Annotated in this window: 23 protein-coding genes and 1 tRNA gene; 9 read left to right on the forward strand and 15 right to left on the reverse strand. The window is 42.4% G+C overall.

The genetic code is table 11. The annotated features are described in order from the left end of the window. Positions 1-31: 31 nt before the first annotated feature. Positions 32-107 (reverse strand) — tRNA-Gly (locus AB4298_RS13230). 114 nt (positions 108-221) lie between these two features. Next, entirely contained in the window at positions 222-767 is a 546-nt protein-coding gene (orn, locus tag AB4298_RS13235; RefSeq protein WP_249000684.1) for an oligoribonuclease, read from the reverse strand. A 112-nt stretch (positions 768-879) separates the two neighbouring features. Between orn and rsgA the strand changes: the two genes are divergently transcribed. The 5 genes from rsgA (at position 880) to AB4298_RS13260 (ending at position 7,837) form a co-directional block, all read left to right on the forward strand. Then, entirely contained in the window at positions 880-1,944 is a 1,065-nt protein-coding gene (gene rsgA / locus AB4298_RS13240; RefSeq protein ID WP_249000683.1) for a small ribosomal subunit biogenesis GTPase RsgA, read from the forward strand. Between the two features lie 161 nt (positions 1,945-2,105). Next, entirely contained in the window at positions 2,106-2,969 is an 864-nt protein-coding gene (gene asd, locus AB4298_RS13245; protein ID WP_249000682.1) for an archaetidylserine decarboxylase, read from the forward strand. Between the two features lie 15 nt (positions 2,970-2,984). Then, positions 2,985-3,863, forward strand: coding sequence for a DMT family transporter (locus AB4298_RS13250; protein ID WP_371987087.1), 879 nt, complete (start codon positions 2,985-2,987; stop codon positions 3,861-3,863). 68 nt (positions 3,864-3,931) lie between these two features. Beyond that, positions 3,932-7,117 carry a mechanosensitive ion channel domain-containing protein gene (locus AB4298_RS13255; protein WP_371987201.1) on the forward strand — a complete coding sequence of 1,062 codons (3,186 nt, stop codon included), beginning with the start codon at positions 3,932-3,934 and terminating at the stop codon, positions 7,115-7,117. A gap of 21 nt (positions 7,118-7,138) precedes the next feature. Further along, positions 7,139-7,837, forward strand: a complete 699-nt coding sequence (locus AB4298_RS13260) for a glycerophosphodiester phosphodiesterase (RefSeq protein WP_371987088.1) — start codon at positions 7,139-7,141, stop codon at positions 7,835-7,837. 70 nt (positions 7,838-7,907) lie between these two features. Here the strand turns inward: AB4298_RS13260 and AB4298_RS13265 are convergent, their stop codons facing one another. After that, positions 7,908-8,252 (reverse strand): DUF3392 domain-containing protein, encoded by a 345-nt coding sequence (locus AB4298_RS13265; RefSeq protein ID WP_249000679.1) that lies wholly within the window; start codon positions 8,250-8,252, stop codon positions 7,908-7,910. A gap of 49 nt (positions 8,253-8,301) precedes the next feature. Here AB4298_RS13265 and AB4298_RS13270 point away from each other — a divergent pair, with 49 nt between their 5' ends. Both AB4298_RS13270 and AB4298_RS13275 read left to right on the forward strand, forming a co-directional pair. Continuing rightward, the gene (locus tag AB4298_RS13270) at positions 8,302-9,228 is read left to right on the forward strand and encodes a D-2-hydroxyacid dehydrogenase (protein WP_371987089.1); all 927 of its coding nucleotides are present in this window, start codon (positions 8,302-8,304) and stop codon (positions 9,226-9,228) included. Positions 9,229-9,409: 181 nt separating this feature from the next. After that, positions 9,410-9,601, forward strand: coding sequence for a bacterioferritin-associated ferredoxin (locus AB4298_RS13275; RefSeq protein ID WP_249000677.1), 192 nt, complete (start codon positions 9,410-9,412; stop codon positions 9,599-9,601). A gap of 82 nt (positions 9,602-9,683) precedes the next feature. Here the strand turns inward: AB4298_RS13275 and parC are convergent, their stop codons facing one another. The 7 genes from parC to nudF all read right to left on the reverse strand — a co-directional run bounded on the left by parC (position 9,684) and on the right by nudF (position 17,651). Further along, positions 9,684-11,951 (reverse strand): DNA topoisomerase IV subunit A, encoded by a 2,268-nt coding sequence (parC, locus tag AB4298_RS13280; RefSeq protein WP_371987090.1) that lies wholly within the window; start codon positions 11,949-11,951, stop codon positions 9,684-9,686. After that, the gene (locus tag AB4298_RS13285; protein WP_249000675.1) at positions 11,951-13,093 is read right to left on the reverse strand and encodes a PQQ-dependent sugar dehydrogenase; all 1,143 of its coding nucleotides are present in this window, start codon (positions 13,091-13,093) and stop codon (positions 11,951-11,953) included. The genes parC and AB4298_RS13285 overlap by 1 nt, the downstream gene beginning before the upstream one ends. A 38-nt stretch (positions 13,094-13,131) precedes the next feature. Beyond that, entirely contained in the window at positions 13,132-15,018 is a 1,887-nt protein-coding gene (parE, locus tag AB4298_RS13290; protein WP_220779072.1) for a DNA topoisomerase IV subunit B, read from the reverse strand. Positions 15,019-15,073: 55 nt separating this feature from the next. Continuing rightward, the gene (locus AB4298_RS13295) at positions 15,074-15,646 is read right to left on the reverse strand and encodes a YqiA/YcfP family alpha/beta fold hydrolase (protein WP_371987091.1); all 573 of its coding nucleotides are present in this window, start codon (positions 15,644-15,646) and stop codon (positions 15,074-15,076) included. A 30-nt stretch (positions 15,647-15,676) separates the two neighbouring features. Next, complete coding sequence (gene cpdA / locus AB4298_RS13300; protein WP_220779066.1) at positions 15,677-16,516, reverse strand: 3',5'-cyclic-AMP phosphodiesterase; 840 nt, start codon at positions 16,514-16,516, stop codon at positions 15,677-15,679. Between the two features lie 21 nt (positions 16,517-16,537). After that, entirely contained in the window at positions 16,538-16,972 is a 435-nt protein-coding gene (locus tag AB4298_RS13305) for a DUF1249 domain-containing protein (protein ID WP_220779064.1), read from the reverse strand. Positions 16,973-17,045: 73 nt separating this feature from the next. After that, entirely contained in the window at positions 17,046-17,651 is a 606-nt protein-coding gene (gene nudF / locus AB4298_RS13310; RefSeq protein WP_220779063.1) for an ADP-ribose diphosphatase, read from the reverse strand. A 289-nt stretch (positions 17,652-17,940) separates the two neighbouring features. Between nudF and tolC the strand changes: the two genes are divergently transcribed. Next, the gene (gene tolC / locus AB4298_RS13315) at positions 17,941-19,245 is read left to right on the forward strand and encodes an outer membrane channel protein TolC (protein WP_220779062.1); all 1,305 of its coding nucleotides are present in this window, start codon (positions 17,941-17,943) and stop codon (positions 19,243-19,245) included. 115 nt (positions 19,246-19,360) lie between these two features. On the opposite strand, the gene AB4298_RS13320 is transcribed toward tolC, so the two are convergent. From AB4298_RS13320 to AB4298_RS13330, 3 genes are read right to left on the reverse strand one after another with little or no spacing between them, the layout of a single operon-like run. Beyond that, positions 19,361-20,098 (reverse strand): TIGR04219 family outer membrane beta-barrel protein, encoded by a 738-nt coding sequence (locus AB4298_RS13320; protein ID WP_220779061.1) that lies wholly within the window; start codon positions 20,096-20,098, stop codon positions 19,361-19,363. 2 nt (positions 20,099-20,100) lie between these two features. Continuing rightward, on the reverse strand, positions 20,101-21,072 hold the full coding sequence (locus tag AB4298_RS13325) for a DUF2333 family protein (RefSeq protein ID WP_371987092.1): 972 nt from the start codon (positions 21,070-21,072) through the stop codon (positions 20,101-20,103). 12 nt (positions 21,073-21,084) lie between these two features. Further along, the gene (locus AB4298_RS13330; RefSeq protein ID WP_371987093.1) at positions 21,085-21,564 is read right to left on the reverse strand and encodes a copper chaperone PCu(A)C; all 480 of its coding nucleotides are present in this window, start codon (positions 21,562-21,564) and stop codon (positions 21,085-21,087) included. A 34-nt stretch (positions 21,565-21,598) separates the two neighbouring features. On the opposite strand from AB4298_RS13330, the gene AB4298_RS13335 reads away from it, so the two are divergent. After that, the gene (locus tag AB4298_RS13335) at positions 21,599-22,336 is read left to right on the forward strand and encodes an enoyl-CoA hydratase-related protein (protein ID WP_249000670.1); all 738 of its coding nucleotides are present in this window, start codon (positions 21,599-21,601) and stop codon (positions 22,334-22,336) included. A gap of 170 nt (positions 22,337-22,506) precedes the next feature. On the opposite strand, the gene AB4298_RS13340 is transcribed toward AB4298_RS13335, so the two are convergent. After that, a complete protein-coding gene (locus tag AB4298_RS13340) occupies positions 22,507-22,710 on the reverse strand; it encodes a PspC domain-containing protein (RefSeq protein WP_249000669.1) in 204 nt (67 codons plus the stop codon). Positions 22,711-22,956: 246 nt separating this feature from the next. Next, a complete protein-coding gene (locus tag AB4298_RS13345) occupies positions 22,957-23,265 on the reverse strand; it encodes a hypothetical protein (protein ID WP_220779047.1) in 309 nt (102 codons plus the stop codon). Positions 23,266-23,328 lie beyond the last annotated feature (63 nt).

A 23,328-nucleotide genomic window follows, 5' to 3' on the forward strand; every position in this document is an offset into this window, starting at 1 on the left:
ACTGAGCTAATGTCGCATTTCAATTTTAAATTGGAGCGACATATCGGGTTCGAACCGATGACCTATACCTTGGCAAGGTATCGCTCTACCAACTGAGCTAATGTCGCATTTCAACTTTTATCAATAATCACTAAGTTGGTGCTTAGCGAAAAGTTGAGGCCGCATTATATGAAAATTTCCCTACTCTGCAACCCTTTCTTTCAAATAATCTGACTGATCGGTTAAATAGTAAATACTTTAGCTCGATAAAACTGCAATTCGGCGATAGATTCTTCGATATCTTGTAAAGCTTGGTGGGTATTCTTTTTGCTAAAGCCATCCATTGCGGTTGGCTGCCAACGACGAACTAACTCTTTAATCGTGCTCACATCGATATTACGATAATGGAAGTAATTCTCAAGCTCTGGCATATAGCGGTTTAAAAAGCGACGATCTTGACCAATACTATTACCACACATAGGTGAAGCACCTGCTGGCACATGTTGTGATAAGAATGCGATAGTCTCTGCAATTGCTTGCTCTTCATTTACTGTACTTGCTCTAACACGATCAACTAAACCTGATTCACCGTGGTGTTTTTGGTTCCAGTCATCCATTAACGCTAATTGTTCATCAGATTGATGAATCGCAATAACAGGGCCTTGGGCAATAATATTTAGCTCTTTATCTGTCACGATTGTGGCCATTTCTATAATCTTATCAACGGTAGGCTCTAGCCCTGTCATTTCTAAATCGACCCAAATCAGATTGTTTTCATCTATAGCCATAATGCGACCTGTTATTCCTGTTAGCCTAAATTCAGGCTTTTTTGTTTAAGACCGTGTATCATACTGCTTTTTTAAGCAACACAAAATCACCTTTATCATTGAAGACTAATACGTGAGTAAAAAGAAACCGCTAAGCCATGGTCAATTACGCAGAATGCGGACCAACCAAAAAAAGAAATTACAGAGCCACGATGCAGGCGAAACGACTGATTTACAAGACAGTACGTTAGGACCTGAGCAGCAAGGCACCATTATTTCCCGTTTCGGCCAGCATGCTGATGTCGAAACCGACGGAGGCCATCTTGCTCGCTGTAATATTCGTCGCAATATTAAAAGCCTAGTAACCGGTGATAAGGTAATTGTGCGTTTAGCATTAACCAGTGAGTCTGGTGCTAGCCGTATCGAAGGTATTGTTGAAGCCGTGCATCCTAGGCATTCACAACTTTCGCGCCCTGATCTTTATGATGGCGTAAAGATTATCGCCTCTAATATCGACCAAATTCTGATTGTCACCTCAGTCAAACCAGCTTTTACAACTCAGATTATTGACCGCTACCTAGTTGCGGCTGAAGATACCGGCATTGAACCTGTTATTATCTTGAATAAAGTTGATTTGATCACTGCTGAAGAAGCTCCTGAAATCGATGCTGCATTAGAACGTTATAAAGCCATTGGTTATCAAGTGTATCGAGTGAGTAGCAAAACCGGCGAAGGTGTTGAGCAACTACATGCATTAATGAATGACAAAGTGAACGTATTTGTTGGCCAGTCTGGTGTAGGTAAATCTTCAATGATTAACGCCATGATGCCAGATGCAGAACTTATTACCGGTGATATTTCTGAAAACTCAGGTCTTGGACAGCACACCACAACTACAGCCAAGCTACTACATATCGCAACTGGTGGTGATTTAATTGACTCTCCAGGTGTACGTGAATTTGCATTATGGCATTTACCGGCTGATCGTGTGGGCTGGTGCTTTGTTGAGTTCAGAGACTACTTAGGTACTTGTAAGTTTAGAGACTGCAAACATTTAAACGACCCTGGATGCTCAATTACCGAAGCGTTTAAAGCCGGAGAGATAACAGAGGATAGATACAATAACTATCATCGTATTATCGCCAGCCTAGACGAGCAAAGACACGCTCGCCACTTTAGAGCGGGCCCAGACGAATAGTCTATGCGGTAAGAAAAGTTTAAACATAGTTAAAGCAGCGCTCTATTTAACCTCAAATAAACATTGCACCTAAATAGCAAAGGCTTTGAGCATTGAGGGCGTCGCAACATAAACAATAGATAGCACCTACAGGTTAGGTGACAGATTTAAGGATATTCAAATTGGATAAAGTAAAAATTGCTCTGCAATATATTATGCCTAAGCATTTGCTTTCTCGTCTTGTTGGCAAGCTTGCTGCTGCAGAAATGGGCTCTGTAACAACGGCTGCAATTAACTGGTTCATTAAACAATATAAAATTGATATGAGCGAAGCCGCTGAACCAGAAGCAACGGCTTACCGTACATTTAATGACTTTTTCACTCGAGCATTAAAGCCTGGTATGCGCCCACTTTGCGAAGACAATGACTATATCGTTCATCCCGTTGACGGTGCAGTCAGCCAGTTAGGTCCTATTAAAGAAGGTCGTATTTTTCAAGCTAAAGGTCATGACTATTCTTCACTTGCGCTGCTAGGCGATCAAGCTGATGATGCTAAGCGTTTTGAAGGTGGTGACTTTGCCACTATCTACCTTGCCCCAAAAGACTATCATCGTATTCATATGCCAATTAAAGGCACCTTGTCTAAGATGACCTACGTGCCAGGCGAGCTATTTTCAGTAAACCCGCTAACAGCAGAAAATGTACCGGGCCTTTTTGCGCGTAACGAACGTGTTGTAGCCATTTTTGAAACTGAAATAGGTCCTATGGCGATGGTACTTGTTGGCGCAACAATTGTAGCGAGTATTGAAACTGTTTGGGCTGGCACCATTACTCCTCCAACAGGCAAAAAAGTATTCACTTGGGATTACCCAACTGAAGGCCCTAATGCACTAACTCTAGAGAAAGGCGCTGAAATGGGTCGTTTCAAACTAGGAAGCACAGTGGTAATGCTATTTGCAAAAGATGCATTAGATGAATTTGCCGATGGAGTAGAACCTAAAAGTGTGACGCGTATGGGTCAAGCTTTTGCAAAAATCGAAGATTAATCTCTCAAGGTAGGCATGGATAGTAAAAAGACTGGACTGTTAGAACTCCACTTCGCGGTATTACTCTTTGGTGGTACCGCTTTATTTTCCAAGCTTATTCCCCTCAGCGCACTAGATATTACTCTACTGCGCTGTGTTGTTGCTGCCAGCGTTCTTGCGTTAATCGTTAAAGTCAGTAAGCAACCTTTATCACTCAATGTAGGTAAAGACTACTTTATTGCCATTGGCCTTGGGGTCCTTGTAAGCCTTCATTGGGTCACGTACTTTGCTTCCATGCAACTGTCATCCGTAGCAATAGGTATGATTGCCTTTTTTACCTATCCAGTTATGACTGTACTCGCCGAGCCTATAGTCACCAAAACCAAGCTAAAGTTAGCCGATGTGGGTAGTGGTATATTGGTATTGATTGGAGTGTCTTTATTGATCCCTGAGGCAAGTTTAGGTAACGACGTGACCTTAGGTATTGCTGTCGGCATCTTATCCGCGGCGCTATTTACAGCGCGTAACCTACTCCACAAACGTTATTTTTCAGTCTATAGCGGTCAGCAAGCAATGTTTTACCAAACCTCTGTTGCAGTATTCTTTCTTGCACCTTGGATGGAAGTTGAACTCAATACCATAGAGCAAAATGTTTGGTGGTTAATCATTTTATTAGGCGTGGTTTTTACAGCAGCTCCCCACGCACTATTTACTTCTGCATTAAGACTATTAAGCGCAAAAACCGTTGGTTTAGTCTCTTGCTTACAGCCTTTTTACGGTGCAGTGCTTGCATTACTTATCCTCAATGAAGATTTAGCCCTGAAAACCTTTATTGGCGGCACATTAGTTGTGGCAACAGCACTATTCGAGACTCAACAAAGTCACAGATCAAATAGCGTAAAAAAGACTGCCTAGAGCGATTTATTTATCAAGATAACTTGGCTACTATAACTAGGTCTTTTTTGCTTGCTCAAACTCTTATCATGTATCGTTTTTTATTGCTCGTTCTGTGTGTATTAACTCTATCGGCCAACGCTAATCCTCTTCAGCTTGAAAAACGGTTAGGGCTTTCTCCTACGAATGCAGAATCAACCCCACAAGAACAGCTAATACTATTACAAGATAAAACGAGTGACCTGCTTTTAACTGCAACAAACGCCGAAGATTTAGTGCGTAATTATGCCGAGCATAAGCAAAATCTATTAGCGCAAATTGAAGAAGCTAAACAAGCTCTTAGTGCTTCATCACAGCAAGATATCAATCAACAAGCTTCGCTGGCTTATCTGCGCTTATCTGAATTAAAAGAAGTAGAGATCAGTCTAGGTCAAAAAATTAATGGCTTGATAAAATCTCATAATGAACTTCCAAACGCCTTAGTCGAAGCTAGAGATACACTGCTAAAGCATAAAAAGATCCGCATTAGCAAAGAGCAAACAATTGCTAATGATATAGTAACGGCCCAAAGAGCACTCTATCAGCAGCATGTAAAAACCCTAGAAGCCTTGTTAGCAAGCAGCCAAAAAGAGATAGAGTTAAACCAGCTGCAATTAAAACTTGTTCGAGAGCAACTCGCTCAACAAGAGTTATTGATTGAGCAACTCAACCAACAAATAGTAAAGAAAAGACAAGCACAAACCGAAGCGGCGATCGCAGGAAGTCTATTGCCTAGCGATAAGAATCATGACCCTATCGCCCAAGAGCTTAGCGATAGTAATCTTATTTACGGTGAAAGCTTAAAAGAAGTTAACCATAAGATCAGTTCAACCCTCAATCAACAAGAACAAGCTGAAGCCTTATATCAAACTCAAGCTAAACAGCTATCGACTATCCAACAGCAAATTGGCTGGATCAAACTAAACTCAGCATTTGGCGAGCGTTTTTTGCAAATGCTACAGGCTTTGCCTAAGCCACCAAGCCAAGAACCCGTTCAAAGTGAAATAGCAAATACTCGCCTTGCGCGCTATCAAATCGAGCAAGCGCAAACACTAAACAGCCAACAAACTACTGAAGCAGCTGTTGGTAACTCATTGCAACACAAATTACTCGAGTCACAAGGCTTACTGCTGCAACAACTGCTGCAAAGCTATGATCAGTATCTTAGCGAACTTGCTAACCTGAGGGTTAATTACGAACAGCTCAACCAGCAATATCTAACCTTAAAGAGCATACTCAACGAGCACCTTTTCTGGGTTCCCAATGCAAATAGTATTGGTGGTTTGTGGATCACGGATCTACATCAGAGTATTCAATGGATGCTACAGCAGGCACCTTGGAGCCAAATGCAAAGCTCGTTTGATGAACAGAGCTCACTTTGGTCTTGGTGGTTAATCCTGTTTGTTATTAGCATGCTAGCCCAAGATATTCTTACGCCTAAATTTAAGTCGGCAATGCGTCGTGAATTGCCCTTTGTCGGTAACGTAACCCAAGATAAGTTTATTTATACATTTCACGTGTTGATTAACTCATTTGGTTACAGTCTACTAAAGCCCCTTCCTATCGTGTTGGCTGGCGGCATATTTTATCAGTCAAGTCATAATTTTGTTTCCGCTATCGGTATGGGGATTATGGCGTCGGGTATTTTGTACCAGTTATATCGCTTCATCTTCTTGCTAGCATTAGATAGAGGCTTATTAATCAACCACTTTAAGGCGCCGAAATCACTTGTTAGATCAGGGCTAGATCGCTTTAAAAAATTTACGATTATGGCAACACCATTCTTTGCTATCATGGCTTTTACGGAAGTAATAGATACCTCGCTTGTACGTAATAGTTTAGGCCGTGGCGCGTTTATACTATTTTGCTTGATGCTGTTTTGGTTTTACAAAGACATGCTAAGCCTGTCGAATAAACAGAGCACTGAGGAGCACAGTAAAAATAAGAAGCTAATCCAGAAATTACTTTGGGCGATGCTTATTATTATGCCACTCGCCTGTGCAGTTTTAGCCTTCCAAGGTTATTACTACACCGCATTCCAAATGTTCTTACAGCTACAACTATCTTTAGTTTTTGGTCTAGGCTTCTTGCTGCTGTATCACTTGATAAAGCGCTGGATGCTTATTGAGCGTCGCCGTATTGCCTTTGAACGCGCTAAAGCAAAACGTGCAGAACTGCTGGCTCAACGTGAAAAAGGCGAAGTCAGTGTTGGCGATCAAAGCGATACTTATGAAGAACCTATCGTCGACCTAGAAACTATCTCTAGCCAGTCTTTAGGCTTGGTTCGCTCGTTATTATTGCTCGCGTTTTTAGCCAGTATTGTGGGCTTGTGGACTCAAACTCATACCGCACTATTCTCACTGCTTGATGGTGTGACTTTATGGTCAAGCAACACCACAGTAAATGGTATTGAACAGCAGATCCCGATCACTCTTAAGTCGTTGTTGCTTTCACTGATTATCGTTGGATTCTCGATGATGATTGCGACTAACTTACCCGGCCTTATTGAGTTAACCATCTTACAGAGATTAGATCTAAGCCAAGGCACTGGGTTCGCACTTACCACAGTAAGTCGTTATTTGGTTGTACTGTTTGGTGTCTTAAGCGGTTTCTCAACCTTAGGTATGGAGTGGTCGAAGTTACAGTGGCTTGTGGCTGCATTATCGGTCGGCTTAGGTTTTGGCCTACAAGAGATCTTTGCTAACTTTATCTCAGGTTTAATTATCCTATTCGAAAAGCCTGTACGCATCGGTGACACTGTAACAATACGCGATCTCACCGGCACAGTGAGTAAGATCCAGATCCGTGCCACCACTATCGTTGACTGGGATCGTAAAGAGATCATCGTACCCAATAAGGCTTTTATTACCGAGCAGCTAATCAACTGGTCTTTATCCGATCCTATTACTCGCGTCATTGTCTATGTATCAGTTGCAAGAGACTCTGATCCTGCACGTGTTGAAGCAGCACTTTATCAAGCCGTACAAGACTGTGATGATGCACTATTGTCACCTGAACCAGAAGTTTGGTTCGCAGGGTTTGGTCAACATACACAAGATTTTGAAGTAAGAGCTTACGCTAAAGATATGGGCGCACGCTGGCCGTTAAAACATAAGCTGCACAAACAGATCACTAAAAAATTAAATGAAAATAATTTAGTACTCGCTTATCCTCAGCTTGAGGTGCACTTGTCGTCGAGCCAAAGCAAAGACGTACAAAACTTAATTAGAAGCTAATTTGAGAGTATAAAAACTGCTATGAAGATATTTGCTCACCGCGGTGCCAGTGGTTATATTGCTGAAAATACCCTCGCCGCTTTCGCCAAAGCTATTGAGCTCGGCGCAACTGCGGTTGAGCTTGATATTCACCTCGTTGAAGATGAGCTCTATGTATTTCACGACCGACGTCTTGAGCCTAAAAGCTCCGGACACGGCTTAATAGAGCAATACAGTAAAGCAGCTATAAGCCAGTTAACAATTGGGGGTGAGCAAATCCCAACCTTGTGCCAAGTGCTTACTTTGCTTAAGCCCCACAACACCTTAGTTAACATTGAACTCAAAGGGCTTGCTTGCCTTGATGCTTTTGTAGCGCTTTATCCTAAACTTATCAACGAATTAGAATACGATAACAATAAGCTGCTAATGTCATCGTTTAATCACCCTTTTCTTGCGAGCTTAAAACAGCGATATTCAGATGCACATGTTGCTCCATTAATCGAAGGCATCCCACTAGAATTGGCTGGTGTCGTTAGCCAACTCAATGCGTATTCTATTCATTTAGGTCTTAGTTTCACCACCCAAGAAATGGTGGATGACGCTCACAAAAGAGGCGCCAAAGTGTATGTCTACACCGTAGACAATCTAGATGATATTGATATGCTAAAACAGATGGGCGTAGATGGTATTTTTACTAACTATCCCGACCGAGCACTGCAGCATTTAGCTGCAATTAAGTAAATAGCAAAACACGCGTACTGTATAAAGCGAGTAAAATAAACTAGACTTAAATTAGTAGCTTACATAGTGGTTAGACTTGCCTATTGCGCTGAGCCCAGCTTCCGATAAAGAAGAAAACAGCAACAACCAATACAAACAACCAATGGGTCGGTACTTTTGCCATATACTGCGCTAACAATGGGCTTAAATGGATAATAATCAGCCCGTAACCAAACGCGTTCACAATAATGAAAATCAAGGTTCGTAGCAAAAAAGAGCGTCCTGCAAAATAACGACGTAAGAAACGATTGATGTCAGCACCAAACACGACAAGCAAGCAGGCTACAATTGCAGTAGCGACTTCTGTCAACCAAGGGTAAATAAACGCCCCTAAATAGTTCAAAAATTCAATTAGGTTAGATATTAGATTCGCCATTTATTAAGTACATAAAAACATAGATAAATGTAGGATATAGGGAGTTAGTATGGGACACAAGTTACTCTTACTCACCAGAGAAAATGAGCGTTATCGCCAACTGTTAAACTCATGCCATCTGCCAAACACCATTATTTTGGACGATGATCCTCAAGGTATTTTTAATGCCGATATCTGGCTGGCTGAGCCTAAGCTAGCCGCACCATTATTACCCCATGCAGCTAATTTAAAGTGGATGCAATCGACCTTTGCAGGTGTCGATGCACTCGTAAAACCTAGACAAAGAAAAGATTATGAGCTCACCAATGTTAGAGGAATTTTTGGTCCACTTATGAGCGAGTACCTATTTGGTTACCTACTAGCCTATCAACGTGATCATAAAAAATATAAAACCCAACAAGATCAGAAAGTTTGGTTACCTGGTAGTTTCAAAACGCTTCAAGGCCAAACCTTACTCTTGTTAGGTACAGGCTCTATTGCTAAGCATATCGCTCAAACAGCCAAGCACTTTGGGATGCATGTTATTGGGATTAATCGTGGCGCTAAGCCCACAAGAGGCTTTGATGAAGTCGACACATTGGCAAACCTAACCCACTACCTCCCCCGAGCAGATGCCGTTGCTAGCATCTTACCAAGCACACCAGAAACCAAAGGTGCACTCAACCCGCAAACCTTGTCACTATTAAAGGACGAAGTTGTGCTATTTAACCTTGGCCGCGGAGACGTACTCGATCTCGACGCTCTCTATCAACAGCTTGTCACTCACACAGAACAGCAAGCGATTTTAGATGTGTTCAACCAAGAACCATTACCTGACGATCACCTTATTTGGTCACTAGATAATGTCATCATTACGCCGCATATCGCAGCTCCTAGCTTTCCAGAGCAAGTAGTAGAGATCTTTTCTGAAAACTTTCACAAGTGGATAAAAGGCGAAAAGTTATCTCATAGAGTCCACTTTGAGCGCGGCTATTAGGCTAAGACTTAGTATAAACTTTTCTATGAAGCTGCCTGCAACCTCAATAGTAATGTGATGTAGGCACGCTTTTTAATAACGAGTAGCAACCAAATACGTCATAATTATATCTAGCCGTTATTAGCATTGAGAATTATTTTCATTTATACTTCGGCTATATTCGATTTAGAGATGATATTTAATGTACGTTTGTCTTTGTCACGCAATTACTGATACGCAAATCAAAGAAGCAGTTAGACAAGGTGATATGTCACTTGCCGACGTTAAAAAACGTCTTGGTGTTGCGGACCAATGTGGTAAATGTGCCAAAATGGCAACCCAGATCATCCAAAGACAAGTTGATATCGAACCCAACTTTTATGAAGTGGCTTAATACCAATAAGTATAACTAGCCAAATCTGACCCAATAAAAAATGCAGCCTAATGGCTGCATTTTTTATTGCTAAGATAGCTCGTTAAACGGCGGGTTCACCGTCACCAAGCTCAACGCTATCGACACGCTGTAGTCCTCGCGGCAATTTAGCACCACGACGACCACGCTCACCTCGATAATGCTCTAGGTCACTCGGTTTAAGGGTTAGCTTACGTTTACCTGCCCACAAGGTGACAGACATATCTTCAGGGATCACATTCAAGTGCAGCAACCATTCTTCTCGATTTTTAGCGCGCTCAGTAGGAATACCGATGATCTTGTTGCCTTTACCTTTAGATAGCTGCGGCAATGCATCAAGTGAAAACAACAACATTCTACCTTCGTTGGTAATGGCCAAAATCGAACTCGGTTTTGATTGATCGACTTTTCTTGGCAATAACACTTTTGCATTAGCTGGTAGACTCAGAAGTGCTTTACCCGCCTTGTTACGCGACACCATGTCTTTATTGGCGCAAATAAAGCCGTAGCCAGCATCAGAGGCTAATAAGTAGCATTGCTCCTCATCAGACAGCAAGACATGCTCCATCGTCGCACCAGGCGCTAAATTAAAGCGAGTAGTGATAGGCTCACCTTGGGATCGGGCAGATGGTAGAGTATGGGTTTCAGTGGCAAATGCCCTACCCGATGTGTCAATAAACACACTTGGCTGATTACTGCGCCCTTGCGCAGAACGTAAGAAGCTATCACCTGATTTATATGACAGGTTCTGACCATCTACGTCATGACCTTTAGCGCTGCGCACCCAGCCTTTTTCAGAAAGCACAACGGTCACCGATTCTGCCGGTACTAGCTCTTGCTCGGTTAGCGCTCGTGATTCGCTGCGCTCAACCAAAGGCGAGCGACGCTCATCACCGTAATCTTCACCATCACGGATAAGTTCTTTCTTAATAAGCGTTTTCATTCGACGTTCAGAGCTTAACAATAACTCTAACTTATCGCGCTCAGCTTCAAGCTCACTTTGCTCAGACTTAATCTTAAACTCTTCAAGTTTAGCTAAGTGACGCAATTTAAGATCTAAGATCGCATCGGCTTGTTTATCAGATAAATCGAAACGCTTAATCAACTCAGCTTTGGGATCGTCGTTATAACGAATGATCTCAATCACTTCATCGATATTCAAAAACGCTATCATTAACGCATCTAAAATATGTAAGCGCGATAATACCTTATCTAAGCGATATTCTAGACGACGCTTAACCGTAGTCATTCTAAACTCAAGCCATTCGGTTAACAGTTGGAGCAAACCTTTGACTTGCGGACGACCATTTAAACCGAGTACGTTCAGGTTAACGCGGTAGCTCTTTTCTAAATCAGTAGTTGCAAATAGATGCGCCATCATCTGATCGCAATCAACACGATTCGAGCGCGGCACAATCACCATACGTACAGGGCTTTCGTGATCAGACTCATCACGTAAATCGGTTACCATAGGTAACTTCTTCGCCTGCATTTGATTAGCAATTTGCTCTAAAATCTTACCGCTACTTGCTTGATGCGGCAGTGCGGTAATCACCACTTCACCATTTTCAACGGTGTAAACAGCACGCGCTTTAATTGAACCACGGCCTGTTTGATAGATTTTAGTGATATCGGCAGCTGGAGTGATAATTTCTGCTTCAGTCGGATAATCAGGGCCTGGAATAAACTCCATCATGCGCGCTAAATCGGCTTTTGGATTATCCAATAGCTCAACACACGCCCCTACGAGCTCTTTAACGTTATGTGGAGGTACATCGGTAGCCATACCAACAGCAATACCAGTGATACCATTGAGTAAGATATGCGGTAAACGAGCAGGCAAAACCAGTGGCTCTTTCATGGTACCGTCAAAGTTCACGCCCCAATCAACAGTGCCTTGACCAAGCTCACTTAGCAGAACCTCTGAAAACTTAGACAGTCTCGCTTCGGTATAACGCATTGCCGCAAACGACTTAGGATCATCCGGCGCTCCCCAGTTACCTTGGCCATCAACGAGTGGATAACGATACGAGAATGGCTGCGCCATCAACACCATAGCTTCATAACAAGCACTATCACCATGGGGATGATATTTACCTAATACATCACCAACGGTACGCGCCGATTTCTTATGCTTAGATTGAGCAGATAAGCCAAGCTCACTCATGGCGTAGACAATACGTCTCTGAACCGGTTTGAGCCCATCACCAATATGCGGCAACGCTCGGTCCATGATGACGTACATGGAATAGTTCAGATATGCCTCTTCCGTGAAGCGGCGGAGAGGCATTTGCTCAACGCCATCAAGGCTTAAATCTATCGCATCACTCATTAATCATTATCCTGTGACTGATTCTTTGCTGACTCTTTATAAAACAAACGGTAAACGTTGCCTTTTAAATCATCAGATATATACATGGCACCATCGGGTGCTGTGACCAATGAATATGGTCTTGCGACGGGGAATTCACCGTCTAAAAAGCTAACTACTGTACTGCGCTTTATTACATCGCCTTCTTGGATCTCTAGCATAACAACTTGATAGCCCACTTTACTTGAGCGGTTCCAAGAGCCATTTTCAGCAACAAACATTTGATTATGATAGCGCTCAGGAAATTGACTACCACGGTAGAAATGCATCCCTTTAGCACCTACGTGTGCTGGTAACTCATAATTTGGAGCAACGACCTTTAGGTTTTTAGGCTTATCGTATGCAGGTTCAACGATGTCTGTGGCGTGAATATAAGGAAACCCATAATGACTGCCAGTTAACTCAACCTTATTGATTTCGTCAGGCGGTAAATTGTCGCCCATCCAGTCTCGGCCAAGATCAGCAAACCAGAGTTGGTTATTATCCACAGACCAGTCGAACGCAACGACCTTTCTAACACCGCTTGCAACTTGCTCTGTAGCGCCTGTTTTAACGTTTATCGCAATAATACTGCTATAAGGCGCTTCAGACTCACACACATTACAGGGTGCACCAATGGCAATATAAAGGCGTCCATCAGGGCCGAAATGCATCGCCCTGCGGCTTTTTTTACTGTTGCCAGGTAAGCGATTGTAAACCTCTTTAGGCCGTCCAGGACGTTTTAAGCGCGACTCAATTTGATTAAAACGTAAGATGCGGTCATCTTCAGCAACGTATAACGAGCCGTCGTTAAACGCGATAGCTTCAGGGTAATCTAGACCTTTGGCTATCACATAACGCTTATCTACTCGTCCATCGTTATCGACATCAACCAAGGCTGTAATTGTGCCATCTCGGAAAGAGCCAACAAACAAAGTGCCATTATCACCAACGGCGAGCTGTTTCGCGTCGCCGAGATTAGAAGCATATAAGCTTAAGCCAAAACCTTTAGAAACAGTGATCATCATTGGCTCTGCGGCCAATGCACTGCAACTAAAAACAAAATGGGCGCAAAGTAGCGATATCCCAACAGCTATTTGATTTCGATAGTTTTCAAACGTCATTATTATTCTTTTGTCTGATTATAATCACAAACTGCCGATTAGAGCTGGGCAAGATCACCCTTTGTTTCTAACCAAGTTTTTCTGTCCCCAGAACGCTTCTTGGCGAGTAACATATCCATAAGAGCCATAGTGTCATCAGCATCATCTATGGTTAATTGCACTAGTCGACGTGTATTTGGATCCATCGTTGTTTCACGCAGTTGTAGCGGATTCATCTCACCCAATCCCTTGAATCGTGTTACTTGGACTTTTCCTTTCCGCTTTTCTGCGGCAATTCTATCAAGAATGCCGTCTTTCTCAGCCTCATCTAAGGCGTAGAATACTTCTTTACCGATATCGATACGGAACAGAGGTGGCATAGCCACATAAATATGTCCTTGCTCCACTAATACCTTGTAGTGCTTCATAAATAGTGCACATAACAAGGTCGCAATATGCAGACCATCCGAGTCTGCATCGGCAAGAATACAAATTTTTCCATAACGTAATTCTGAAATATCAGCACTATCAGGATCGCAACCAATCGCAACCGAGATATCATGTACTTCTTGCGAAGCCAACACTTGAGAAGCATCGACTTCCCACGTATTCAAAATCTTACCACGTAGCGGCATAATCGCTTGGAACTCACGATCACGAGCCTGCTTAGCACTGCCTCCCGCAGAGTCCCCCTCCACCAAGAATAGTTCGCCACGCATAGGATCTTGACCACTACAGTCGGTCAGTTTTCCAGGTAACGCTGGTCCAGAAGTAATACGCTTACGCGCCACTTTCTTAGCCGCTTTCAAACGCTTTTGTGCATTATTAATACACATGTCTGCTAAGGCTTCTGCTTGCTCAGTATTGGTATTTAGCCACAAGCTAAATGCATCGCGAACAATCCCCGAGACAAATGCAGCACACTGCCTACTGGAAAGCTTTTCTTTCGTTTGACCGGCAAACTGTGGATCTTGCATCTTAATCGATAAGATAAAGGTACAGCGATCCCAAATATCTTCTGGCGTTAACTTAATACCGCGAGGCACTAGGTTTCTAAACTCACAAAACTCACGCATAGACTCGAGTAAACCTTGTCTAAAGCCGTTAACATGAGTACCACCCAGTGGGGTCGGAATAAGGTTTACATAACTTTCGTTAAGGTATTCACCACCTTCAGGTAGCCAAGTTATCGCCCAGTCGGCGGCTTCTAAATTTCCCGCAAAACTGCCTACAAATGGCACTTCAGGAAGTGTTGGCACGCCCTTAATTGATGTTCTAAGGTAATCTTCTAAGCCACTTTCATAAAACCATTCTTGGGTTTCATTGGTTTGCTTATTAACAAATTTAATTCGCAGACCTGGGCAAAGTACAGCCTTAGCTTTTAATAGGTAAACCAGTTTAGTTATAGAGAAGTTGCCGGAATCAAAATAGCTTGCATCAGGCCAAAAATGTACACTTGTACCAGTATTACGGCGGCCACATGTGCCAGTAACGTGCAGGTCTTCAACCTTTTCACCATGCTCAAAAGCCATTTCATAGACTTCAGCATTACGTCTAACAGTGATTTCAACACGGCTTGAAAGCGCGTTAACCACCGAAATACCAACACCGTGAAGACCACCAGAGAATTGGTAGTTTTTATTAGAGAACTTTCCACCTGCATGCAGCTTAGTTAAAATAAGCTCTACACCGGGGATCCCCTCTTCAGGGTGGATATCAACCGGCATACCACGGCCGTCATCGATAACTTCCAAAGAGTTGTCGGCATGTAAAATTACGTCGATTCGACTCGCGTGCCCTGCTAATGCCTCATCGACACTATTATCTATGACTTCCTGTCCTAAATGGTTCGGGCGCGAAGTATCGGTATACATACCGGGGCGACGTTTTACAGGGTCAAGTCCATTTAGGACTTCAATAGCATCTGAGGTGTATTGGTTTGTCATGGCACACATATTATTTTGTTATTCAGGCCATGTTGCGGCCCTACGGGTCTATTTGTCAAGAAAACAGATATTCACAGATAGAAGCAAGTTGGTCTTTATAACCGATAAAACTATGGTCGCCATCGGGTTCTATTAACAGCTTACAACAGTGATATTTCTGCATGGCCTGTTTGTAGTCGAGCACTTCATCGCCTGTTTGTAACAGTACATAAAAGCGATCAGGATTTAATATTGCGGGCGTATTGTAGCGCCCGACGTCGTGTTTATGTTCGGCAACGACTTGGTAGGTTTCATCCGTGTAGGGATTGTACTGAGTGCCAATGAATTCATCAAATAGTTCGAAAGGTTTTACTGCAGGATTAACTAAAACTGCGCGTCCACCGTAAGTTTCGGTTAAATAACTTGCGAAATATCCGCCTAATGAAGAACCAATATAAGTCAGCGGCTCACCTTCAGCTTGCGCTTTTTCTACAATATCGATTAGCAGTGCCATCGCCTCAAGCGGTTCGCTGGGCAATTGTGGCTGAAAAAATGGGAGTTGAGGATGATGTTCCGCGATATAGCTGGCGGTAACCAAACCTTTATCTGACAAAGGCGAACTATTAAATCCATGTATGTATAGCAGCATATTTCCTCACACTGCGGCGTATCTTAGCTACTAATAACCGCCTGCATCTTTATCTGGTGAGAAGTTCTCACCCGGTACCCGGTAAACATTGGTTAGAATGCTACCATCGGATTTGAGCTCCAGCAAACGGTATCCCGGTTGCAACGCATCGAGTGCAAAATAAGGCGACTTAGGTTTGAACTGAATACATGTTGATGGCGTAGCCATCAGCTTAATTGCTCCATGGGGACCAAAATGTTCTGTTTCGACATTTTGATGGATATGCCCCCAAAGTAACCCTTTTACTTGTGGGTATTGCGCAACTTGGGCAATAAAGGTTTCACCATTATCCATGCAGTGTTGATCAAGCCAAGTACAGCCTGCTAAAACTGGATTATGATGCATAACTAAAAGCGTATGACGATTAGGCTCTTCTGCAATCGCATTTTCAATAAGTGCTAGCTCAGCTTCAGACATATGCCCACCAGGGCGTCCTCGTACCGTAGAGTCCAACATAATGATTTGCCAATTACCGGCTAAAATGCGCTTCTGCCCAAATACCTGCGAGCCTTGCATGTGCAGATTCATGATGCGAGGGTCGTCATGATTCCCCGGCAGGTAATGACACGGCATATCTAAAGGCTTAATAGCATTAACAAAGTTATGATACGACTCAATAGAGTAATCTTGACTTATATCGCCTGTCGCTAGCATAAAGTGCGCAGGATAGTTAACCGCAGAGATAGTGTTTAACACTGCGCCTAGACTTTGAGCAGTATTGACACCAAGTAGCTGTGCTTCAGGATCAGCAAACAGGTGAGGATCTGTGACTTGCACAATTCTCACACTCTTAGCTTCAGAAATTGAATAAGAGATAGCTGCTTTTAGCAAATTAGTTACCCAATAATCAGATCAACTGACAAATTTAGTTAAGTTATCAATCTTCAATAACTCTTCTAGAAAAGCATTGACTTGGTACTTTTCATCCCGATGATGCATATGCATATTTGGATAATCATACACTGGTCGCAATTGGTAAATCTGTTGACTAGTTAACACTTCTGCTAATTTAGCATCATGATAAATGCGTACAGAGACTTTAGGTGTTGACACTAACTCATGGTTACCTACGCAGCGTGAGATCTGCACTAACTGAGTATATTTAGTATTTTCCAGCAACTGCACATCTAACTGACCAAACTCACCTTTCACTCGCCACTGTGAGCCTTCACTTGGCTCTAAAGTCAGCCATCTTTGAATATGCATATAATTACGCCCACAAAGTGCCAGAAACTGGCTGACATTAGGCTGATACTTATTCTTTTTCGCTAAAGTGACATATGACACAAATTAAACCAACGCTATCTATATAAATGTATTGAATAGGAACAATGAAAGTAACCGCTTGATGCCGTTAACCCTATTGTTTGACGATATTTTGATAATTAAGTTGCAACCAAAGAAGTCCAATCACGGTTGACGCATTGTCTATTTGACCATCTACGACCATTTGATAAGCTTGCTCACGGCTAACAACATGCACACGTATATCTTCATGCTCATCAGCAAGTCCATGCACACCATCAGCATCAGCTGCTGTTACGTTAGCCCAATAAAAATCAAAACGCTCACTTGTGCCGCCAGGGCTAGAAAAGTATTGATTAACTTGAGTAACACTTTTTGCGGTTAATCCCGTTTCCTCAAGTAGTTCCCTATGAGCGACATCCATTGATGTCTGCCCATTATCGATCATTCCGGCCACTAATTCTAATAACCAAGGTGTTTTTGCGTTTTCAAGTACAGGAATGCGAATTTGTTCTATTAATACGACTTGGTCCATAACAGGATCATAAGGTAAAACAACCACGGCATTACCACGTTCAAACACTTCACGCGTGACAACATCACTCCAGCCACCAGCAAACAGCCTATGCTTGAAGCGATACTCTTCCATTTTAAAGAAGCCTTTATACAAAGGTTTCTTGCTCAATAGCTCTACATCATCACGCTTGAAGGTGCTGTTCATTTCTCGTCCTAAATATACTTGTTTATAAAGGTATTTATGCCACAATAAAGTCAAATAGAAATATTAATACTATGATGCATGCAGTACTAATCATAAGTATCAAAAACTGTTACACTTCTGAGTTGACTTAGAATTTGTAGGTTTTTAATATTTAACCCACTAAGTTTAGATGTATTGGGAAGCGTCGGGAAGCGCAAACCGCCTTACTTTTTATTATATGTAAGGCAAAGCTAAACATAACAAGTTAAATTCGCTCCTCAATGGGGAATTTTGTCTAAAAGGACAGCAAATGAAATTCAAGATCCGTTCTCTATGTGCCGCACTGACCCTTGCAGCGACAGCGCAAGTTGCTCATGCCGATGACCTTCTTCAAATATATCAACAAGCATTGACGAGTGATCCTGTTGCGCTTCAAGCTAAAGCTCAACGTGATGCTCTGTACGAACAGATTGAAGAAAACCGTGCTCCACTACTACCAACAATCAGTGCTAATGTTGGTTACGACAAAGCATGGAATGACCCAAGCGAAGATTCAAGCGGTATTGTCGGTGGCGTAACCTTAAATCAGGTAATTTACGACCACAGTGCATGGGTTGGTTTAAGCCTTGCTGAAAAAGCAGCATCTCAAGCAGACTCTGCATACGCATCAGCGCTACAAAACCTTATTATTCGCGTAACCAACGCTTATTTTGACGTACTAACAGCCAAGGACAACTACGAGTTCCAAGGCTCTGAAAAGCGTGCAATTGAGCGTCAGCTTGAGCAGACTAAACAACGCTTTGCAGTGGGCCTTACAGCAATTACCGACGTACATGAAGCACAAGCTCAATATGACTTAGCTAATGCGACTGAAATTTTGGCTGAAAACACCCTAGCAAATAGCTACGAAGCACTGCGTGAAATCACAGGCATTGATCATAAGAACATCAATATTCTGGATACCAATCGTTTCTCTGCATCTGCTGTTGCTCCAGCGTCTTCAACAGACTGGATAAAAATGGCAGAAACCAACAGTGTTGATCTAATGACAACACGTATTGGTAAAGACATCGCTGAAGAAACAATTACCCTTTATAAAGCTGGCCACATGCCATCACTTAGCTTAAATGCAGGTTACAATAAAGGCATAGAGCAAGAGCCTGGTAACGACTTCGACAATGGCACAATTGGCGTAACACTAAGTATTCCTATTTTTGAAGGTTTCAAGGTGTCTTCAAAAGTTAATCAAGCTCAGTACCAATATGTTGAAGCAAGCGAGAAGCTAGAACAGACGCACCGAAAAGTGGTTAAAGATGTACGTAATAACTTTAACAACGTTGGCGCTTCTATCAGCTCAATCCGCGCTTATGAGCAGTCTGTAATCTCTTCAGAGAGTGCGCTTAAAGCAACTCAAGCTGGTTTTGAAGTCGGTACACGTACTATTGTTGATGTATTAAACCGTACTCGTGACCTTTACGATTCAAAGCGTAAACTATCTGATGCGCGTTATGGCTATATCAATTCAATCCTAGCGCTTAAGCAAGCTGCGGGGACATTGAATGAAGATGATATCGCATCAATTAACAATGGCCTTGTTGCTCCAACAACAAACTAAGCCTGCTTGTTAAAACATAAAAAAACCGCCAAATGGCGGTTTTTTTATGGGCTAATATTCTTATAATCTTATCGCTACAGCTCATTGAACCGCGACAACAGAAGAGATAATTAGCTTAGAATACGAGTTCAACACCAGCAAAGTAACCTTTAAACTGCATATCCGCTGTTACGCCATCAAAACCATTTACGTCAAACTTAAAGTCACGGTAACCAGCGCGGATACGGTAATCTAATGCCGTACCATCAAAATTCCAACCTAGTCCTAATGAATAATCATAAACACTAGACTCATCAACACCCATCATTATGTCAGCAAAACCGTAAAGGCCTAAACCTGGAACACCAACTTGTGCGTCGATATAACCCATAACAATACCGCTATCGATATTTTTAGTTTCAGGGTGGCCAGCATCAGCTACGCGGAACTTACCATCCATCTTCTTATAAGCCGCACCTAGATCAAGTGCTACGATATCGTTATCTAAAATCTCGTAGTAAAGTACAAAGTCAGTATTGCTTAGATCTGAAGTCGCATTCACATTGCCTTGGAAATCATGGCCATTGAAGTTAAAGTCAGCATCACTCATTTTGCCATCAGCTTCTAAGCTGTTTTGTCTAATCTTAACATTTGGCACTAGCGGAATTGGATGCTCAACTGCAACCCAGATGCTACCTTGAGAAGATGAATCATAGTTAAACTCTTGCTGTGATTTACCGCGCTCAGCAAAAGTACCATTAGTATCAGCTTTCCAGTAATCGCCGCCGACTTTAAAACCGACAACTGTAGCAGCTTGGGCTGAAGTGCCTACTAATGAACCTAATAGTGCACACGCCAATAACGTCTTTTTCATAGTTAACCTTGAGTCAATAAGTTAGTTAAATCGATAACCGCAGCATTTGCGCGGGAGATATAATTTGCCATCACCAACGAGTGATTAGCCACAACCCCAAAGCCTGAACCGTTTAGGATCATTGGGCTCCAAACAGGCTGTTGTGTTTCTTCTAGCTCACGAATAATCTGACGCAGACTTACTTGAGCATTTTTCTTTTTTAAAACATCAGCAAAATCAACTTCAACAGCTTTCATGAAATTCAGTAGTGCCCATGTCGCACCACGAGTTTCATAAAACACGTCATCAATCTTCCACCAACTAGTTTTAATTTGCTGTGCATTGTAGCCAGGCGTTGACTGTCTAGCCGCGCTATCACCTGATAGGTCGGTATTCAATCTGTCTTGGCCTACACTTGCGGAAAGACGCTGCGACATACTACCTAAACGCTTTTGCACCTCTTTAAGCCACTCATTGAGGTTATCGGCGCGAGCATAAAACTGCGCATCAGGGTTTTCTGTAGCCATCATACGAGCGCGATATAGCTTCAATAGCTTAATAGCGTCTTCATATTCACTTTCAGCACTGGGTACTAGCCAACTAGTATGTTCGATATTCAACTTAGAATGGGCTGCAAGCAGGTCTTTATCAGCTGTAGATTGTGATTGCGAACGACTAAACTCTTTACGCATGATCAACGCGAGATCTCGCGCTTGTTCAATCGCACCAAACTCAAATGCAGGCATATTATCCATAAAGATTGACGGTGGCGTAACATCATTAGACAGCCAACCGCCAGGCTTATTCAATAGCGCTTCCACAGTCAAAATCAATGAGGTGGTTGTGGCATAACCAACTACATTACGGCTATTTTCTTGGCTATAAACATTCTGTTCAATAGGGTCTGGCTCAACACTCCACCACACACTAATAAGATAACCAATAAAGCAAACTGCAATAAGAGCAGCTAAGACTTTTTTCCATGTCACTTGCATTGTACTCATTCCTTAATGGTGGTGATGATGATGAGCATCGTCGCTTTGCTCAACTTGTTTCTTAACCGGCAAGCTAATTTCTTGCTCAGAGCCGTTAGCAAACTTCAATAAAAGCTTAACGTCAGAGTCGATAACCAATGGTTGCTTCAAGCCCATCAACATAATGTGGTTACCCGATTCAGACAGCACAAGGCTACCATGAGAGTCTATGTCAAAGCCCTCCACTTGGCGCATTTTAATCATGCCGTTTTCTTCAATAAGGGTGTGTAATTGTGCTTCAGTGGCAAAAGGAGCATCCACCGCAACTAACCGAGTTGCATCCCCATGGTTCTCAATCGTGATGTAGGCAGCACTGTTAGGCACTTTTGCCGGCATAGCACGTACATATCCATCTACCAGCACGACTTGCGCCATAGTGGTGAACGAAAGGCAACTCAACAGGCCGATGTTAAACAGTTGTTTGAATATTAGCTTCAATGTCATAAACTCCATGTAAAACCCAATTCGCAGAATGAGGACATAACGAATGAGCACGATTCAAGTTAGTGACGATAATGGCGTAAGGGTCATTACGTTTAATCGCCCGGATAAACGCAATGCGCTTAACCTACAAATGTATACACAGCTAACAGAATACCTTATCCAAGGCGAGTCGGACAACGAAATTCGAGCCTTTATGTTTCGCGGACAAGCAGAGTGCTTTACTTCCGGCAATGATGTCGCTGACTTTTTACAAAATAGTAGCTTAGGGTCTGATCATCCAGCTTTTAGATTCTTGTTTTGCCTACTCGATTTAAAAAAACCTGTGGTAGCTGCAGTCACTGGTGCAGCTGTCGGCATAGGCACAACTATGCTACTGCATTGTGATTTAGTTTATGCTGATAACAGCGCAAAGTTTCAATTACCATTTGTCCAGCTAGCATTAGTGCCTGAAGCAGGGGCTAGCCTGTTATTGCCGCAAGTCGTTGGCCAAACAAAAGCCAGTGAGCTACTCATGTTAGGTGAAAGCTTCAATGCCAGCCAAGCTCATGCTTACGGAATGATTAACGACATTATAGAAAGTGAGACTATTTTTGAATATGCCTTACAACGTGCTCATCAATTAGCGGCTTTACCGCCAATCTCGTTGCAATCTACAAAAAAACTGATCCGCTACAACAGAGAAGAAGTGCGTGCGCAGATGGAAAAAGAACTGATTGAGTTTGAGGCAAGACTTGCCAGTGACGAAGCTAAAGCTCGATTTTCGGCATTTTTAAAACGTTAATCTAGTTTTCGGTTACCAAAATGCGGATGCTCGTTATTGGTTTCAGCATCCGCGTTTCATTAGTATTATCACCACACTAGTTGTATGCGTTTGATAATGGCTTGAGGCGATGTTTTTCAAGGTGGTTAGCACTCTCATCTAAAATTCCTCTGAAGCATTAATCAAAGCGGCTAATTAACATGGTTTTGCCATTTTGGTAGCACTAAGGCTAATACAAAATAGGTGAGCAATCCCATTGCTGGATTACAGAAAATTGCTACTGCACATACCACTCGGGTCCACATGCAAGACCACTCAAATTTATCAGCCATTGCAGCGGTAACACCACATACGATTGAGCGAGAATCTTTTAAGCGTTCAACAAAACTGTTCATTTTAAACTCCCTTTCGTTGTCTCTAATAGACTTCAACGCTAACTTTGCAGCTCGTCATTTTAGTCTTTTATTTAGGTTTCAAACTCGGACTGGAAATCCAGTCTTCTAATTTAGTCTTCTAATTTAGTCTTCTAATTTAGTCTTCTAATTTGTGCCACTCTAGCGAACAAATTAAACATGCAAACATCACTAGGCTAATAACGGGCAATAATAATAATGCGATAAATTGAGCAAAGAACCACATAATTAGTCCTTACTTACCGCAGTCGTTACTAGCGGTTGCTCATTTAGCGTAGCAGCGCCTTGCTTATTTGCCAGCTCTTGCTCAGAGTCCATATCAAACATCATTTCAGACATTTGTGATTGAATAGAAAGACTCAATTCCGTTTGTGCTTTGCTCATCATCTCTTGCATCTGTGAAGAGATATTCTGCTCGATGTTGCTAGCAACATCAGAGATAAGCGAGTTATCTGCTTGAGCTGTTGCGCTTACGCCTAAGATTACCGCTGTTAGTAAAGACGCTTTAATGGTTTTAGATACAGTTGAATTAAACATAATGGCTTCCTTTTCGAGTTAACTTAATTGTATGTATGTGCATTAAAGAGGTCTGATTCACAG

The sequence above is a fragment of the Shewanella sp. 10N.261.52.F9 genome (assembly GCF_041471165.1).
GTDB classification, from domain to species: domain Bacteria; phylum Pseudomonadota; class Gammaproteobacteria; order Enterobacterales; family Shewanellaceae; genus Shewanella; species Shewanella marinintestina.